Source organism: Streptococcus oralis subsp. tigurinus, assembly GCF_002356415.1.
GTDB classification, from domain to species: Bacteria; Bacillota; Bacilli; order Lactobacillales; family Streptococcaceae; genus Streptococcus; species Streptococcus oralis_F.
Map to the genome: position 1 here is coordinate 995,453 of NZ_AP018338.1, position 16,546 is coordinate 1,011,998.

The 16,546-nt window shown below is 38.3% G+C and carries 15 protein-coding genes and 5 pseudogenes; 4 read left to right on the forward strand and 16 right to left on the reverse strand.

Annotated elements, in window-relative coordinates:
- Positions 1–56: 56 nt before the first annotated feature.
- Positions 57–416, forward strand: coding sequence for a hypothetical protein (locus tag STO1_RS09905; protein WP_231869996.1), 360 nt, complete (start codon positions 57–59; stop codon positions 414–416).
- 264 nt (positions 417–680) lie between these two features.
- Here STO1_RS09905 and STO1_RS05035 read toward each other — a convergent pair.
- From STO1_RS05035 to STO1_RS05095, 13 genes and pseudogenes are all read right to left on the reverse strand, one after another.
- Positions 681–872 (reverse strand): annotated as a pseudogene (locus tag STO1_RS05035) (IS630 transposase-related protein); the annotation flags it as partial.
- Positions 873–907: 35 nt separating this feature from the next.
- Complete coding sequence (locus STO1_RS05040) at positions 908–1,696, reverse strand: alpha/beta hydrolase (RefSeq protein WP_096422243.1); 789 nt, start codon at positions 1,694–1,696, stop codon at positions 908–910.
- 44 nt (positions 1,697–1,740) lie between these two features.
- Positions 1,741–2,007: pseudogene (locus tag STO1_RS05045) on the reverse strand (23S rRNA (uracil-5-)-methyltransferase RumA); the annotation flags it as partial.
- A pseudogene (locus STO1_RS09910) lies at positions 2,000–2,110 on the reverse strand (phosphoribosylanthranilate isomerase); the annotation flags it as partial. The pseudogenes STO1_RS09910 and STO1_RS05045, both read right to left, overlap by 8 nt.
- Positions 2,111–2,172: 62 nt before the next feature.
- Entirely contained in the window at positions 2,173–3,054 is an 882-nt protein-coding gene (locus STO1_RS05055) for a diacylglycerol/lipid kinase family protein (protein WP_096422245.1), read from the reverse strand.
- A gap of 45 nt (positions 3,055–3,099) precedes the next feature.
- A complete protein-coding gene (locus tag STO1_RS05060; RefSeq protein WP_007521898.1) occupies positions 3,100–3,486 on the reverse strand; it encodes a hypothetical protein in 387 nt (128 codons plus the stop codon).
- 236 nt (positions 3,487–3,722) lie between these two features.
- Positions 3,723–4,103 carry a hypothetical protein gene (locus tag STO1_RS05065; protein WP_096422247.1) on the reverse strand — a complete coding sequence of 127 codons (381 nt, stop codon included), beginning with the start codon at positions 4,101–4,103 and terminating at the stop codon, positions 3,723–3,725.
- On the reverse strand, positions 4,100–4,489 hold the full coding sequence (locus STO1_RS05070) for a hypothetical protein (RefSeq protein ID WP_096422249.1): 390 nt from the start codon (positions 4,487–4,489) through the stop codon (positions 4,100–4,102). Before STO1_RS05070 ends, STO1_RS05065 begins: the two co-directional genes overlap by 4 nt.
- Positions 4,490–4,593: 104 nt before the next feature.
- On the reverse strand, positions 4,594–4,836 hold the full coding sequence (locus tag STO1_RS05075) for a hypothetical protein (RefSeq protein WP_007521894.1): 243 nt from the start codon (positions 4,834–4,836) through the stop codon (positions 4,594–4,596).
- Between the two features lie 104 nt (positions 4,837–4,940).
- Complete coding sequence (locus STO1_RS05080; RefSeq protein WP_096422251.1) at positions 4,941–5,507, reverse strand: hypothetical protein; 567 nt, start codon at positions 5,505–5,507, stop codon at positions 4,941–4,943.
- Positions 5,508–5,553: 46 nt separating this feature from the next.
- Positions 5,554–6,408: an ADP-ribosylglycohydrolase family protein gene (locus tag STO1_RS05085; RefSeq protein WP_007521891.1), complete on the reverse strand. Its 855-nt coding sequence runs from the start codon at positions 6,406–6,408 to the stop codon at positions 5,554–5,556.
- A gap of 40 nt (positions 6,409–6,448) precedes the next feature.
- Complete coding sequence (locus STO1_RS05090) at positions 6,449–7,066, reverse strand: SAP domain-containing protein (RefSeq protein ID WP_096422253.1); 618 nt, start codon at positions 7,064–7,066, stop codon at positions 6,449–6,451.
- Between the two features lie 362 nt (positions 7,067–7,428).
- On the reverse strand, positions 7,429–8,046 hold the full coding sequence (locus STO1_RS05095) for an RpiB/LacA/LacB family sugar-phosphate isomerase (RefSeq protein WP_096422255.1): 618 nt from the start codon (positions 8,044–8,046) through the stop codon (positions 7,429–7,431).
- A 564-nt stretch (positions 8,047–8,610) separates the two neighbouring features.
- On the opposite strand from STO1_RS05095, the gene STO1_RS05100 reads away from it, so the two are divergent.
- Positions 8,611–9,813, forward strand: coding sequence for an IS110 family RNA-guided transposase (locus STO1_RS05100; protein WP_096422257.1), 1,203 nt, complete (start codon positions 8,611–8,613; stop codon positions 9,811–9,813).
- Positions 9,814–9,952: 139 nt separating this feature from the next.
- On the opposite strand, the gene STO1_RS05105 is transcribed toward STO1_RS05100, so the two are convergent.
- The gene (locus tag STO1_RS05105) at positions 9,953–12,757 is read right to left on the reverse strand and encodes a cation-translocating P-type ATPase (protein ID WP_096422259.1); all 2,805 of its coding nucleotides are present in this window, start codon (positions 12,755–12,757) and stop codon (positions 9,953–9,955) included.
- A 396-nt stretch (positions 12,758–13,153) separates the two neighbouring features.
- Between STO1_RS05105 and STO1_RS05115 the strand changes: the two are divergent.
- A pseudogene (locus STO1_RS05115) lies at positions 13,154–13,450 on the forward strand (IS110 family transposase); the annotation flags it as partial.
- A pseudogene (locus STO1_RS10000) lies at positions 13,430–13,630 on the forward strand (hypothetical protein); the annotation flags it as partial. The pseudogenes STO1_RS05115 and STO1_RS10000, both read left to right, overlap by 21 nt.
- A gap of 620 nt (positions 13,631–14,250) precedes the next feature.
- Here STO1_RS10000 and STO1_RS05125 read toward each other — a convergent pair.
- Both STO1_RS05125 and rlmD read right to left on the reverse strand, forming a co-directional pair.
- Positions 14,251–14,850 (reverse strand): hypothetical protein, encoded by a 600-nt coding sequence (locus STO1_RS05125; protein WP_096422261.1) that lies wholly within the window; start codon positions 14,848–14,850, stop codon positions 14,251–14,253.
- 305 nt (positions 14,851–15,155) lie between these two features.
- Positions 15,156–16,526 carry a 23S rRNA (uracil(1939)-C(5))-methyltransferase RlmD gene (gene rlmD, locus STO1_RS05130; RefSeq protein ID WP_096422263.1) on the reverse strand — a complete coding sequence of 457 codons (1,371 nt, stop codon included), beginning with the start codon at positions 16,524–16,526 and terminating at the stop codon, positions 15,156–15,158.
- Positions 16,527–16,546: the final 20 nt, after the last annotated feature.

The following is a 16,546-nucleotide window of genomic DNA, read 5'->3' on the forward strand; positions in this document are numbered from 1 at the left end:
AAACGTTTTCAAAATCGTGATTCTAGTATACTACTTTCGTATTTTATTTGCAAGGCTTGTCCGAAGGCGCGTGGTTCACACCAGCCCGTCCGGCAGGAAGCACATCTTCTCCTGCAATCACTGCTTTGCACAAATCGTTTTCTGCAGTGAGCTTTACCGGCGCGTCCACTGGAACAATCACGGCTGCAAATTCATTGTCTGGCGCTGTATTAGCCGCTTGGAAATCAATCACCCACGCAGAAGTACCCTGTGAGAACCGGATCAAGGAGCTGCAGGACTTCATCGCCAAGCAGAAAACCGACATCACAGAGTTTGATGAGACTCTGGTAAATAAGCTCATCGAGAAGATCGCCGTCTTTTTTGGCCACTTCACCGTGGAATTTAAGTCCGGCCTCACAATCGACATCGAAGCGTAAAAAGGCTCCTCACCACTGAAACTAATCAGTAGTGAGGAAGCCTTGGTTCATTATTCCTCTATGCTGGATGATGCCCACTCCATTTCTTTTTTCATGAGAACCTCCGTGTTTTATTCTTATGAAAATTGTAATGAAAAGTTGTCCGATCATCTACCAATCAAAGATGTCAGAAATTATCGATCTTTGTTATGTTTAGTTGCGTGATTCCCCGCAAAAACCTTGATTTTACCTTGACATCTAACTCACTAACTCCACTTAATGACATCTATCTCTATCAACCTTTCTTGGTTTTGTTCCTTTTACTTGATGGTTTAGCTCTCCTGTTTTCTCTTTTAGCTTTAACCAGCCATAAATAGTATTACGCGAGATTTGGAAAACGTGTGATGCTTCTGTTATACTACCTGTTCGCTCACAATAACCGAGAACTTTTTTACGAAAATCTATTGGATAAGCCATAAGAAGGTTACACCAAATTATGTACTATTTTTTGTTCAGTTTACTATAAATGAATCACTCTTTAAAAATGGTAGCACCAAATCAACCCACTCTTGAGGCAGGTAAGCTGATAAATAGCCGTGATTATAGCCCTTTGCTTCATACAAAATCGTATTTGGATGTAGCTGCTGAAATAATTTCGCCGATGCTTTCACACAGTTTAATTTTTTTTGACCATAGATATACAAAACCTGAGCTTTGCTAGCAGAAATCATATCTTTCAGCTTGTAACACCCCATATAGTTTTTGTAAATGGTTGCCATTGTTTTGACAGGCGTCCTTGGCAGATCCTCCAAATAATAAGCTTTTATTTCCTCTGGATAAGCCAGTTTAGGATAGAGTTTGTTCATCATGCTCAACTGAAGTTTGCAAGAGAATTTATTGAACATCAGTTTACCGAATAGAGACACTAAAAGGATGCTGATTTTAGCTAACCTTGGTTGAGGAATACAGAGGCTTCCGTCTATGATGGTCTTCTCAGCAATTTCACTGTCTAAAGACAAAAGCTCCATGGCAATTTGACCACCAAGTGAAACACCACCGATTGCAAACAATTTCCCACCACAGTTTGCTTTGATATAGTCTAGAATCTCCAAAGCAGAATCTTCAGTAGAAACATAATCAAGTTGATATTCCTCGCCGTGGCCATTCAAAGTGGGTAGAATAACACGGTATTCTTCTGACAAGATTCGTGCTTGACGAAGATAATTCCACCAAGAACTGCCACCACCATGTATCAGTAAGATAGGAGGCAAATTCTTATCACCAAATTCATGGAATTTCATCTTTAAACTCCTTACTTTAGGACTTTCACTAGCTACATCCTTGTTTAATCAGCTCGTACAAGCAAAGCTACACACTCCACGTGATGTATCTGCGGAAAAAGATCAACCGGCTGGACTTTCTGCAGTTCATAACCCATTTCTTGCTAGAGTTTGATACCACGCGCCATAGTAGCGACATTACATGAAATATAAGCAATGCGGTCTGCTTCTGTTTGGCTACTTGCCTTGATAAAGCTTTCGGTCAAGCCCTTGCGTGGAGGATCAACCAAGATAACAGTTGGTTGAATACCTTCCTTGAGCCAGTTCTTCATTTGAACGGTATTCAAAAACCAAAGACCCCATGAGCGTCGGTGTGATTCCGATTTGGTTTAAATGAGAACAAATTGATCGAAATTTATCAAATAAAGAATTGATTCCTCCTCCAATCGTTGATATAAAATCGATTTCGTTGTGAATAATAAACTAATTTTTACCTTCTACTCTTTCGGTTTTGAAAATACTTCTACTCGTTGAGGTAGAACTTTGATTTCTACAGGTAGGTTATCCGATTTATCGCCGTCAACATCTGACTCCAATTCACTATCTGAAGAGATCTTAATATTACGCGCTCTGATATACTCAATATTATCATTGCTGACAACATCTCCTTTTAGTAGATCAGGAATAACGGATAATTTAGAGAATATAGAAGCATCTTTCAGAATCAAAATATTGGCATAGCCGTCCTTGTTTTCTTCAAAGATTTTTTTATCAGCAAAGTAATTTGTCAAGAGAACCAAAACATGGCTAGCTTCACCAACATAATTTCCATTTTCCGTCTCCACCTTAATGTTAAAGACCTGATCCGTCATGACAGATTTCATGGTATTTATAGCATAGGCTAAAATACCGAATTTTGTCTTGTCCTCGATTTCAACATTGTGAATCGCCTCAGGCAGAGAACCGATACTAAAAATATAACCAAAATAGTTGTCATTCGCTTTACCGATATCAATCTTGTTGGTTAAGTTAAAATCGAGTTCATCAATCGCACCATCGATGTCTTGATTGATTTCCAAAAGTTTCGTAATGAGGTTACCCGTACCGCCTGGGATAATCCCTAACTTAGGAATGTAGTCTCTCTCAGTAATACCCGAAATGACTTCATTGACAGTCCCGTCACCACCAAAAACAAGGACAGCATCATACTTCTCTTTAGAAGCTTCTGCTGCAAAGTTTGTCGCATCAAGAGCTTTCTCAGTGATTCTGGTTTCCACATGCTCAAAATAATCTAAGGCTTTATTTTCTAACTTAACTTTATAATCCAAGGCTTTTTCACCACCAGATGTTGGATTAATAATGATCATAATTTTTTTCATTTATAGTTTTCCTGCCATTAGATTTCCTTACTTTAACTAATTATCTCAAGTTTGGTCTAGATAAATTTTGACCGCTTGGTATTCCTGCTCTTTAGCATAGGCAAACACCTCTGAATCTCTAATGTAATCAAAGATATTTTCCTCTAAATCTTCATCCCAGGTCGATTCATGAAACATTTGATTCTCTTGACATGCTTCATAGAAAATATCAAGGTGAACTTGATAAAACTCTTCATCTTCATTTGGGGCTTGCCTTACTAAGGATAGTTGAAACAAGGGCTTATCAGATACAGTTGTAAATGTCCCTGTCTCAAATAAAATCATTTCATCCTCAATAGGATCACTACACAAGTCTTCAAAAATTGCTACCATATCCTCTAAGGGCATCTTATCGGTGATTCTTTCTCTTAAAAATTCAAGTGATTGCTTTATGCTTCTCCTCTTTCTAGATGATTTTTCGTTCTTGGAAAAATCCTATTAATACTCAATGAAAATCAAAGAGCAAACTAGGAAGCTATCCGCATACTGTACTTGAGTACGGAAAGGCGAAGCTGACGTGGTTTGAAGAGATTTTCGAAGAGTATAAAAAATAGAATCCCTACACCCTTTATTATACTACATAAATAGAAAAAAAGACTGAACCAGATGGCTTTCACCCTAGTTTCAGTCTAGATCTTTTTGATAATCGGAATAGCCACTGTAAGGATGTCTATCCCAAAATTAATTCCCTGTACTTGGTAGTGATAGATTGGAACAGAATAAATTTTCTGAACTCTTTTTTTGAGGTGACTATCTAACATTTCAAGTAAAACCCCATCTGAGAAATGAGGAAATTTTGGTCCGCTAATAAAATCTTCTTCGAGCAAATTCAGGTCCAACCCCTCATCGATAGATCTGCAGAATAGAGTCTTACCAAAATCTATACAGTATTTTAGCTTTTGATTCTTTAAACCTTCGAGAAAAATTTGCAGGTGATTTTCTCGAGAAAGTTGACACCGTAATTCATACCAATCATACTTGATTTTCTCACCAATATTAATCCACTTCATTCTTGACCAACCTCTTCTATCCTGATATCACTCTCTTCATTTTTATAGAGAATTAAGTCTATGACTAGATTCTTGGCACAAATACGAAAATGAACCAAATCTTCTTCAGCCAAAACTCCACCCGCCTTATGAATCACTTCTGTAATCAGACTACTAGTATCTAGCTTACAAATAGGGGATTCAAGCTCTGGTAAACTAGGAATCTGATTAAGAGTACCAAAAAAGTCTCTATCTATGATTTGGTAAAAATGACAAAATGGAAATTTCAATCTAATCAGATGTTTCTTGCCCTTCAAAGTTATCGTAGAAATCTCGTAATTACTATTTTTATTAAGAACTGCACTAACTTCATACTCATCTTCTGGTAAAGATTTCCACTCAATCATTAAATCTTTCTCTCCACTATTTTCAATCGTCTCATACGCTTTCTCACTATGAAAATCTATAGTAGTATAACAAGCACATAGCTATAAGTTTCATCTCACATTTTTTAAAAATCTTCAGGAGTAACTTCTTCAAGATAGTCATCCAGATGATGGTAAATTTGCATATCTTCATCTGAACTATCTTGTAAAACGGCAAATACCTTCACTTTCTCATCATTGACAAATACGAAATTCTGTTCACCAAAATAAGCCTGATAACCCTTGTCAACTAAGGTCCAGAGTTCACCTTTTTTTAAACTGAAAATATCATTTTTCACTAGATAGGTTTTCCCAATTTCTATTTTCATAATGCCCTTTCTCCTTAATAAACCGGATAGTGCTAGAAGTTTCCCTTTACTGCTTAATCCGTTCACGCAAGCAGTGGCGTACACTCACAAGGAATTTATTTTGACTATTGCATCTCTTCCATCGCTTCTTTAATATATCCTTCTACATCTTCAATCTCTAAAAACGATGGGTCTAAGTGACACAAGAAGTGCCAATCTTCGGTGCCACGTATTCTGTAGAGAATCGCTTCACCATCTTCACTTCCGAAAAAGCTTCTGTCGACTTCATATCCACTGCCTTCTAAAAAGTCTTTTGCCTTACGGAAGTTTGCTTCTCTGGCTTCGATATAGGCTTTCACTTCATCGTTATTCACTACATAAGCATCGACTTTTGTAGCTCCTTCGACCACTTTATCGTTTTTAACGGATAGATTCGAAATCTCTTTCCAAATAATCTCGACATTTTCCTCAGGTTCAAATGAGAATCTAGATAAAGGGACAATATTCCCATTAAAGACAATTTCCATATAATCCGGCAAGTGTTTAGGGTTAAAATACTCCACTTCAAACCCATCTTCGTTTTCTAGAGTATACCCCGGGATTTGAGCGACAAATGCTTTCCCTTCTTCTAAAGTCTCAAAAATGACTAAATCCTTTGAGTAATCACTTTGATACAATTTCAATATAACCATCGATAATCATCAATCTTTCATTATTGGTCCGCATAACGCCTATCTATTATTTTATTACAACCGTTTCTCCCCATCGTCTAAGCACTTCTTTTAAAGGCTCATCCAAATAAGTATAAACTTTGTCTTGAATCCACTCAGGAATTCCATAAGCCGCCTCTGCTATGCTCCCTGTGATGGCAGCGAGAGTGTCACTATCTCCGCCGAGAGAAATAGCATTTCTGATAGCATCTTCGAAGTCTGTACTTTCAAGAAAGGCAATGATAGCTTGAGGTACCGTATCCTGGCAAGTTTCATTGAAACGATAAGTAGGACGAATTTCATCTAGTGATTGAGAAAGGTTATACCCATACTCCTGCTCTATGTGTTCCTTGATGAATCTCTTACACTCCGTAGGGTTGTCGTTGATCGGTTTTCCATAGTCGCTACTGTAACCTCCAAAGTAATAACGACACATAAAGATAGCATCAGACGTCGCCATAGCTCCTTTGATCCCCTCTGGATGGTTATGAGTCACCTCTGCAGAAAGTCGTGCAAGAGCTCTTCTGGACGGCCAAGCTCCCGTTCGTGCACAGAAACTACAATCCATGGCCCAGGCACATGGAGAAACACGCATTGCCGAGCCATTGCCAAAGCTATTATAAGGTTCTCGATCGTTGCCATCAACCCAATTACCAAATCTTGCACCGTATCCTGCATCAGGATACATTCTACCATACTTCTTCATGGCATCAATGAAGTCATTCTTCTGACCGCCATTCATAATTGCTTCTGCCACAGCACAGGTCATCACCGTATCATCTGTGAAAAAACAATCCTCACGAAATAATGGAAAGTCTTTCGTTTTGATATTATTCCATTCGTAAACAGAACCAACAATGTCTCCAACTATTGCTCCAAGCATAAGATTCCTCCTTATGAACTATTGGTTGAGACTGACATTTCTACTTGCCATACTCTTTTATTTTATCAGCATATTCAGTCAAAAGATTTTTTGAATAAATTTTTTCATTACTTGAATTTCTTACTTCTTTCCAAAGAATAGAAGCTACTTTTAGTTTATTCGAGTAATTGTGACTATTTTCGTCTGCACAGAAATCCTTTAGAAATTGGTTCCACTGACAAACTGAATGATCATACTTGGCATAATCTGAATTTCCATAATAAACTTTTAGCATATCCTGTATTGTGAAACTCAAATCATTGTCACTTTTTACTTTTCTCCAAGCAGTAGCCATATCAGCAGTAAATTTAAACGGTGAAACCTCTGTTAAAGTTGAGAAATATTCTCTAAAGTGTGCATTAAAAGAGAATCCACATTCAAGTAAGGGAGTATTTAAGGTAAGGACTTCGACTCGTTTCTTATTCCTTTTTATTGATGATTTTTTAATCAAATTACCCTTAAAGTACTGCTCAATAATATCATTCAGTTCTTGTTTTGTCCCTCTATATTCAAGTCCTAATGACTTGCATATCTGTGAAAGTTCATCACGGTACCAATAGTACTTATTAAATTCATCAAAGGATACGATTTTGTCAAACTCAGGTCTACTCTCTATCAATATTTTACCTCCTTCCTCAAAAATAGTTTAGGTTTTCATCTTAAAATAATGGAGTTTTAGTTTCTTTGTTTTGAGAATTATCCACGTTTCACTAACAAACTTACACACGGCGGTTCGGACTTACCGTATCATTTCGTTAGATTCCCTCCTAATTCTACGAGTCCTATCGCATGGGCCGAACATCCACTTCTACTTCACTGATGAATTAGTTCGAACAAGCAGTGATACGGCCTCAACATGAAACGAGTGAACACTAAGTATGTTAAGTAAATCTGTTTATATGTAGAAACATGTCTATAACGCTTTTAAGGATAGCACAAGATTGTCGTTAAAAGGTATTACCTAGACAAACTAGAATTTGTTCATTTTATTAAATCAGCTATTTCTTTCTTCCCATACGCTTTTACATTCTGAATTACATTCTGTTTCCTCTTTATTGATTCAAACAATGATATATCTAGTACATTTGCGAATTCTGCAAACTGAACCTGCCCGATTCTTCTTATTTCTTTAAGTTTCTCAGCATCTCTTACCTTTCTCTCTGCCTCACTTTTGGGGTATCCTTGCCCAAATGGCTCCGAGACAAGAGCTTCTATTGTTTTTTCAAGATTTTCAGTACCTGACCATGTATAATCTTCACCTAATGGTAATGATATCGCATTTCCATTATTAATCTGAGCAAATAAATAGGCATCATTCGGTGTAGGTGCATACCCGCAAATGACATCAGGCATACTATTACAAGCAAGCATCATTCCTTGTCCGGAAGAACAGCCCGTAACAACGAAATCAACTGTCCTACTTGCCAACAAGATACCTACAAGAATAGAAATCTCTATATACGAATATTTTTCATTTTCTTCTATCGTACAGCCAAAATTTATAACCTCAGATTTCTTTGGAGCATACTTTAATACAGCATCATAGATTATTTGATTTTTGGTCGCTTGCGAACTTGCTTGAATAACTCCAATTCTCATCATTTCCCCTGTTACTTCTAATTTAATTATTTCTTTTTCTTTGGTTTGGGTGCCGGTAATGTATCATACTTCGAATTGAACAAGCCTTTGTTTTTTACACTTTATTTACTTATCGGGTGCAACTTTTGACATCAATACAACACATTCAACGTGTGGAGTTAGTCAACATCTATATTATATAACGAAAGTGATAGAGTTGTTTTAAAAATTAAACTTTAGAATGAAAATATTTAAAAAAAGTAGATCACTTTTAGAAGTGTCCTACTTGTATTATTTTCATTTAAAAAGGAATAAATCCTCAACAAAAGGGTTTACTCCCGCGCCTGCGGGAAGGACAGAAAAGAAATGGCGCCAAATCAAGGTTTTATTATTGAAATTTACCAGAAAATACCCACTCTTTTTTTACTTACAATTATTTTAATAAAAAGAACTCGCCTGTCAAATAAAACGTTAATGTATATCATCTTTGTCTATCTTAGTTATTATGTTTTTCAAATCTGATTTGAGCATTTCTTTTACTTATCTTAGTTTCACTCATTTTAGAAATAGAATTCTACTAATGTCATGCGTGCAGTATTTGGAATTGATGTAAGTAAGACAAGTTCTGAGGTGGCAATTTTAGTCAACGGTGAGAAGGTTCATGGCTATACCATACTCAATGATGCCATTGGATTCAATCGCCTGTTGGGGGACTTGAAAACAGTTCATAACCCTGAGATTATATTTGAGGCCACAGGCGTCTATTCTCGACGTCTTCAGGCCTTTCTTGAGGAATATGGTTACGCTTACACACGGCTAAATCCTCTGAAAGCTAAGAAGCAATTGGACAGTCTGCGAGTTCGTAAAACAGATAAAATTGACGCTGAAAAGTTAGCTAAATCTCAGCTTGTGCACAATCGTAAACCAACTTACGTGCAGGAAGAAGTTTATCAACACCTTCGTGATTTAAGCCGTTTCTATCAAAATCTGACAGAAGACCTTGTTCGAGCTAAAAACCGTCTGCACAAGGTCCTACAAATCACCTTTCCTGAATTGGAAAATCTCTTATCCACACCAACTGGCGAGCAATATTGGAACTTAGTGATGGCTTTTCCATGCAAAGAGTTTGTATTAAGACTATCTCAAAGTGACTTGTGTGAGATTATCCGTCAATCTACCTCCAAACGCATCTCTGAAAAGCGTATTGCTTACCTGACTGATAAACTTATAAAACTCGCTAAACAATCTTTTTGTGTGGTCAAGAAAACCTCTCCAATGCTTGAAGAGGTTCGTTACTATGCTCAAGAATTGCTTCGTCTTTCTGATCGCAGACAAGTTGTCCTAAACGACATGGTAGCTCTAGCTCAGCCTTTACCAGAGTATGACATCTTACGGTCAATTCCTGGCATCGCAGAAACCATAGCGACTTCTATCATTGGCGAATTGGGAAATTTTCGTCGCTTTCACTCTACCAATCAAATCAACGCTTTTATTGGCATTGACCTGAGACACTATGAATCTGGGAACTTTCTCGCCAAGGAACACATCACTAAACGAGGTAATCCCTATGCCAGAAAAATCTTGTTCAAGTGCATTCACAACATCGCTTCAGCTAGTCATACCAATCCCTGCCATATCGCTGACTTGTATGAGAAACGAAAAAGACAATCGACAATAGCTTCAACTAAGCCACATACGATTGCCTCTATACATCGTCTCATTCGAACAATGTATTACCTCATTACGCATAACAAACTTTACGATTACTCTTTGACCCAAAATCGATAAGACTGTCTATGTCGTATTATTGTAACACCTTGTTTCAAAAAATACCAGATGAGGTGTTTTTTAGCATGCCCTTTTATGGCTCAAAAAGTGTTAAAAATAAGACAGTAACCTCGGAATAGCTACTGTCTTATCTCATTTTTCACTTAAAGCCTTGACAGACTTGACAAATGGTAGAAAATAAGCGATATCTGATTTCTTCCAAAGCCATAATAACAAAGGGACAAGCAAGTAAATAGAGCCAATCATCAAGTCCAATTGGGGCTGTGTTAAATAGCGTGTGGAAGAGCGGTAGATAAGATAGGATAATAAAGAGAACAATTTCTAGAACAATTCCTAAGCTAATAATCCTATTAGCAAAAAGTTTAACTTGGAATATAGAGCCCCTACCCTTACGACTATTCATGGCCATACCAATCTGAGTAAAGATAATCGCTCCCAAAGTCATGGTGGTTGCCTCTCGATAGAGGGGACCTGAGCTAGCCAGATGGTTTAAATTTCCTTGATTTACCCAATAATTAAGGAAGAAAGCACCCATAGCCAAGGTTGCTTCAATCAATCCATACCAGACAAAAGCTTTAAGCAATAGTTGGCGATTAAGTAAGCGGTCCGATAAACGTCTTGGTGGCTTGTCCATCACTCCTTCTTCAGGTGGTTCAACCCCCAATCCCAAAGCAGGTACCATATCTGTTCCTAAGTCAATAGCTAGGATTTGCATAACGGTTAAAGGAAGAGGAATGCGCCCCAAAGAGAACAAGAAGAAGGCAGATGGTACAGCTTCCGGTGTATTGGAATTAAAAATATAGGTCAGGAATTTTTGAATATTTCGATAAACGGCACGTCCCTCTTCAACAGCATGGACAATAGAAGCAAAGTGATCATCCGTTAAAATCATATCGGCAGATTCCTTGGCGACGTCAGTTCCGGATATTCCCATAGCTACCCCGATATCAGCCTTTTTCAGAGCAGGGGCATCATTTACTCCATCACCAGTAACAGCAACAACTTCACCAAGTTCCTGAAGTGCATTGACTACACGATATTTTTGTTCAGGGGCTACACGGGCAAAAACAATCTCACCTTTAAGCGCTTCTTTAAGCTGATCGTCATCCATGTCAGCCAGTTCAAGTCCTGAAACAACACGCGCATCATCACCCTGCACAATTCCGATTTTCTTGGCAATACTAAGAGCCGTCAAGCCATAGTCACCTGTAACCATGATAATACGAATATTAGCTCGGTGACATTTTGCAATAGCTTCACGTACACCCTGACGTGGGGGATCACTCATGGCAACAAGACCCAGAAAAACCATATTTTCTTCCAAAGTCTGCATATCCCACTTGTCTTCTCCAATATGATCACTTTCTAAGGGCCTATAAGCCACAGCTAAAACACGCAAGCCGTCACGAGCAAATTTATCGTTAGCAGCAAGAATAGCCTGACGTTCTGCAGCAGTCATAGATTTGATTGCCCCTTGACCATCATAATAGTCTGAGCAAAGTTCCATCACTTCTTTAGGCGCACCCTTAGTGATGGAAATATGGTGACTGCCATCTAGACCTTTTTCGAGACTATGTACCGTTGTCATTCGTTTACGATCAGAATCAAAGGGAATTTCTTTGATACGAGGAGCCCAAGCGTGATTTTCATTTAAATTAATCCCTGCTTTTTCGGCTAAAACATTAAGACAAGCCTCAGTCGGATCACCTAAAATCGTATAATTGGGATTATCAGCACTAGGTTCCACAACCTGTGCATTACTAGCCAAATGAGAAAAGCGAACCAAACGATTCACGAGGTCATTCTCCTTCAGAGAAACAGGGCGGCCATCCTTCTCAATATGCCCTTCTGGTGCATAACCTAGTCCAGTTACCTCATAATTACCTGACAAGGTCCATAAATGATTAACTGTCATGGCGTTTTGAGTTAGGGTCCCTGTTTTATCTGAGCAAATAACAGAGGTCGCTCCAAGAGTCTCAACCGAAGACAACTTCTTAACCAAAGCATGATCCTTAGCCATGCGCTGAACGGCCATGGCTAGAGATAGGGTAACCGTGGGAAGAAGCCCCTCAGGAATAAAGGCAACAATCATACCCAGGGCAAAGATAAAGGATTGAGACAAAGGTTGGTGAACAAATAGGGTTGCTGCAACCATAAAGAAGAGACCAATAGAGACTGCAATTACTGAAATTTGCTTGGTCAAATGATCTAATTCTTTCTGAAGAGGGCTTTTTTCCTGAGTAAGGTTTTGTGTCAAATCTGCAATTTGTCCAAACTCTGTTTCCATTCCGATAGCAGATACTATAAAACACCCAGACCCAGAAGAAACTGTAGTTCCAGCAAACACCATATTGTCATATTCTAACTCGGTTTTTTCAGGATCTAAATCCGCTTGGTCTGACTTGTAAATAGGGCTAGACTCACCAGTAAGAGCAGACTGATTAACTCGCAAATCTGTCACGGCAATCAAGCGTCCATCTGCAGAAATACGGTCTCCTTCTTCAATGAAAACCAAGTCCCCTGGCACCAAGTCCTGAGCAAGAATCTTATCTTCCTTCCCATCCCGAAGAACCCGTGTGTAAGATGGAAGAAGCTTATTAAGGGCTGCCGTAGCCTGACTTGCTCTATATTCTTGAATAAAACTAAAGAGACCATTAATAATGTTGACCAACCAGATAGCAATCCCCAACTCTAGACTATGAGAAAGCATAGCGATAAAGCCACCAACCCACAATAAGAGGGCCATGAGACTGGTAAAATGTCTGACAAAAGTCAACCAAATAGGTTCTTGTTTACTCTCCTTTAATTGGTTAGGCCCGTAAGTCGCCTGCCTTTTCTGGACTTCTTGTGAGTTTAAGCCTTGAGGACTTGTTTGCAACACCTGATAAACCTGATCAGGGGCACAGGTCCCTAATTTAGCACCTTTCTGACTAGAATTACTCATAATCCTTTCCTCGATTCTAAATCATTAAAACGATTTTATATTTTCGCCCCTATTATACTCCTTTTTCAGAAAAGGTAAAAGAAAAGGGCTCTATAATTTCTGTAGTGGGTAAAACCACCATAGGGATTATGGAGCCTATTTTGCTGTAGAAAACATACTAAGATTAGTAGTGAAGAAATCTCCGACGGGAGAGAGTACTCACTACTTTTTCTTTATGTTAAAGTAGTGGTGTCTTGTAAAGTCGTAGGGCTCTATGGCGCTAGACGTCGCTTGACAAACTGGCAAGACACCTTGTTTTAGGTGGAGTTTGATCAAAGTATGTGGGACGCTAAACGTCGCGTATTGAAAATAAAATCACTAAAACATGGAATTATTCAAGACAAAAGAGGTAATGTCATGCATGCAGTATTTGGAATTGATGTCAGCAAAACAAGTTCTGAGGTGGCAATTTTAGTCAACGGTGAGAAGGTTCATGGCTACACCATACTCAATGATGCCTTTGGTTTCAATCGCCTATTGGGCGACTTGAAAACAGTTCATAACCCTGAGATTATATTTGAGGCCACAGGCGTCTATTCTCGACGTCTTCAGGCCTTTCTTGAGGAATGCGGTTACGCTTATACACGGCTAAATCCACTGGAAGCTAAGAAGCAATTAGACAGTCTGCGAGTTCGTAAAACAGATAAAATTGAAAAAATCAATAACAACCTGGTTTGGATTTCTCTTTTACTACTATTTTTTCTTCTCTTTTCCCATATGCAACCACTCTTGTTTCAATGGAGTTTAATAACACAGTAGCACAAACTTTTTATGGAATAGTTGTTCTTCTGATTTCTTTTACAAATATATGGATATATGAAGAGTTACCTCATCTCAGCAATAGCCAAGTAACTATTAAAAAAGCTAGAGAAGAAAATCGTTACACGGTTTGGGATATTGCTATATGGGATATTGCTATAAAACTAATTGGTTTGATTCTGACTTTAACAATTTTTCCATCAGCAATGGCGTGGGCTGTCGGTATTACAGCAGTCATTGTAATTTTGCCAAGGAGCATTAAGTAATCCGTACAAAAGATTCCAACAAATGACAAATAAGTTTTCAAACCTAGTAAAAAATATGAGAGGTTACCTTAATACTTCCCCATCATACGACAAAAGAGAGTGGGGCAGAAATCAGTAATTCGTTAGAATTCGATTTCGTCGTCCCACCTCCGCACAGTTGAGTAGGGCTGTAAAAGCTGATGAAATCAGCGTAGTAGAGCCCACTCAACCACTGCGTCTTGCTCGACAATCCAAAAACAATTGAGAGGCTAGGACTTTTGTCCCAGCCTCTTTTTACTTTCCCTTTCGTCAAAGGTTTCTAAGCTTTTACAAGCAGTGATACCGCCTCAACGTGTGCTTACATCTTGCTTTCCCTTCTATAAATTGACTAAAGTTAAATTTGAGGTATTAGAGGAATTGATATATTCTCTTTCTAATCTATAGTTATACCTATTCAGTTCGAGTTTCAGCTAAATATATTCCCCATTCAGCTAATTCTCTAGGCAAATCATAAACAGTTTTTCCATTACTTTCATAGATTTCAGAGATTCCTGATGAAGTCTTAGAAAAAGTTTTCCAAGCTGTCACTAGTTCTTCTACAAATTGAATATTATGAGGTTCAAAAAAGTCATTAAATTTCGATAGTTCTTTACTATAAACTGTCACAACATTATAGCTATCAAGCATGATCTCATCATGACTTTTATGCCCACCAAATCCAAACTTACTTAGTCCATCATTAACAAGTAAATCACCGTATCTAATCAACAGTGCTAGGCATTCCTCTCTTGAACAACCATCAATATAATAAACATCCTTATGGGATTCCTTGATAATATTCTTTGCTATCACTTTTTCTCTATCAATACTGACAGGCAATTCTAAAATAAAAAACAAGGGCTCATCATGAATCGCAATAAAGTGTTGAAAAACCTCTAATATTTTTTCTGCGTGTACATTCGCCGTCAAATGATGTTCAGTTAACTTTGTAAATGATTCAAACAGGTTTTCTACCAAGCTAACTTGGTGACCTTTTACTAAATTCAACATTATGCGTCCTCCAGAGAATTTAAACAATATCCACATTTATAATCTCATTATACCATTAAACCCCTAAAAAGACTGCAACTTCCCAGTAACAGTCTCTTATAAATCTACCTCAGTTCCTTATGCTGAATCACATTCGGAACAGAAAATATTGGTGGTAAAAGAAGCATTTCAATAATTTATTCATGGCTGTGTTAGGCACGTTTCTCTAATAAGCTTACACACTCAGCATTTCGAACTTACCGTATCATTTCGTCGGTTTCCCTCTTCATTCTACGAGTCCTATACCATGGGCGGAACATCTGCTTCTACTTCGCTGATGCCTCAGCTCGTACAAGCAGTGATACCGCCTCAACATGATGCGTTTGAGGAAAAAGATCCACCGGCTGGACTTTCTTCAACTCATATCCCAACTCTTGGTAGAGTTTGATATCACGCGCCATGGTTGCAACATTGCAGGAGATATAGGTGATACGTTCTGCTCCTGTTTGACTACTTGCCTTGATAAAGCTTTCTGTAAGGCCTTTTCTTGGTGGGTCGACCAAGATAACGGTTGGTTGAATACCTTCCTTGAGCCAATTCTTCATGGCATTTTCAGCTGTGTCACAGACATAGTGAGCATTTGTAATATTGTTTAATGCAGCATTCTTCTGGCTATTCTCAACCGCTTCTGGAATTACTTCAACACCATAGACTTCCTTAACGTGCTTGGCGACTGATAAACCAATGGTTCCAATTCCTGAATAAGCATCAATAACCACGTCATCTTCTTTTAACTCCGCAAAGTCAATGGCTGTTTGATAGAGTTTCTCTGCCATTTGAGTATTAACTTGGTAGAAGGCTGGTCCAGCGATTTGGAAGTCATTCCCCAACATTTGGTCGGTAATATAGTCTTGACCATAAAGAGTCTTCCACTCCTTACCAAAAATCGCATTGGTATTCTGGTCGTTGATATTTTGCATGACAGACACAATCTCTGGAAACTGCTTGATTAATTGTTCAATCAATTGGTCGACACGAAAAACTTTAGGACGAGTGGTTACCAAAATAACCATAATTTGTCCTGAGTAATGACCACGGCGGACAACGAGGTTCCGAATCAAGCCAGACTGTTCCTTTTCGTCATATGGTTTTAAATCAAAACGACGAAGCAAATCGCGTAGAACTACCACAACTTGGTCAATGACAGGATCCTGAATAAAGAAATCTTCAAGAGGCATGAGGTCATGCGAATTCTTACGGAAAAAGCCAGTTTCCAAGATACCATTCACTCGACGAACGGGCACCTGTGCCTTATTTCGATACTTAACAGGATTCACCATACCAAGTGTTGCAGCAACTTCTACATCCGAAATTCCTGCAATCTTGTAAAGACTATCCTTGACTTGCTTGGTTTTAAACTTGAGCTGCTCTGGATAGGCAAGATGCCCTAAATCAGCGATACCTGAGCGTAGATAAGCTAGGTCAAGGTCTTGGTTACGATGTGGAGAGTAAGTAAGGTATTCTTCAACTTTTCCATAGCCAATCTTTTTATTGATTTTAAGGACACGCATAAGGATTTTCTCAGTTGGTAAAGCATTTTCTACAAAGAAAACCAAACCATCTACCTTAGCAACCCCTGCCCCTTCATGAGTCAAATCAACAATTTCAACTTCTACAATATCATTTTTCTTTAGCATATTTTTCACTTTCTATCGGC

Coding starts and splice junctions, on each gene's coding strand:
- STO1_RS05105 (WP_096422259.1), bottom strand. CDS start 12,757: ATGAGTAATTCTAGTCAGAAAGGTGCTAAATTAGGGACCTGTGCCCCT.
- STO1_RS05065 (WP_096422247.1), bottom strand. CDS start 4,103: ATGAAGTGGATTAATATTGGTGAGAAAATCAAGTATGATTGGTATGAA.
- STO1_RS05085 (WP_007521891.1), bottom strand. CDS start 6,408: ATGCTTGGAGCAATAGTTGGAGACATTGTTGGTTCTGTTTACGAATGG.
- STO1_RS05100 (WP_096422257.1), top strand. CDS start 8,611: ATGCGTGCAGTATTTGGAATTGATGTAAGTAAGACAAGTTCTGAGGTG.
- rlmD (WP_096422263.1), bottom strand. CDS start 16,526: ATGCTAAAGAAAAATGATATTGTAGAAGTTGAAATTGTTGATTTGACT.
- STO1_RS05040 (WP_096422243.1), bottom strand. CDS start 1,696: ATGAAATTCCATGAATTTGGTGATAAGAATTTGCCTCCTATCTTACTG.
- STO1_RS05125 (WP_096422261.1), bottom strand. CDS start 14,850: ATGTTGAATTTAGTAAAAGGTCACCAAGTTAGCTTGGTAGAAAACCTG.
- STO1_RS05080 (WP_096422251.1), bottom strand. CDS start 5,507: ATGGTTATATTGAAATTGTATCAAAGTGATTACTCAAAGGATTTAGTC.
- STO1_RS05055 (WP_096422245.1), bottom strand. CDS start 3,054: ATGAAAAAAATTATGATCATTATTAATCCAACATCTGGTGGTGAAAAA.
- STO1_RS05095 (WP_096422255.1), bottom strand. CDS start 8,046: ATGAGAATTGGAGTTATTCAAGCAAGTTCGCAAGCGACCAAAAATCAA.
- STO1_RS05075 (WP_007521894.1), bottom strand. CDS start 4,836: ATGAAAATAGAAATTGGGAAAACCTATCTAGTGAAAAATGATATTTTC.
- STO1_RS05070 (WP_096422249.1), bottom strand. CDS start 4,489: ATGATTGAGTGGAAATCTTTACCAGAAGATGAGTATGAAGTTAGTGCA.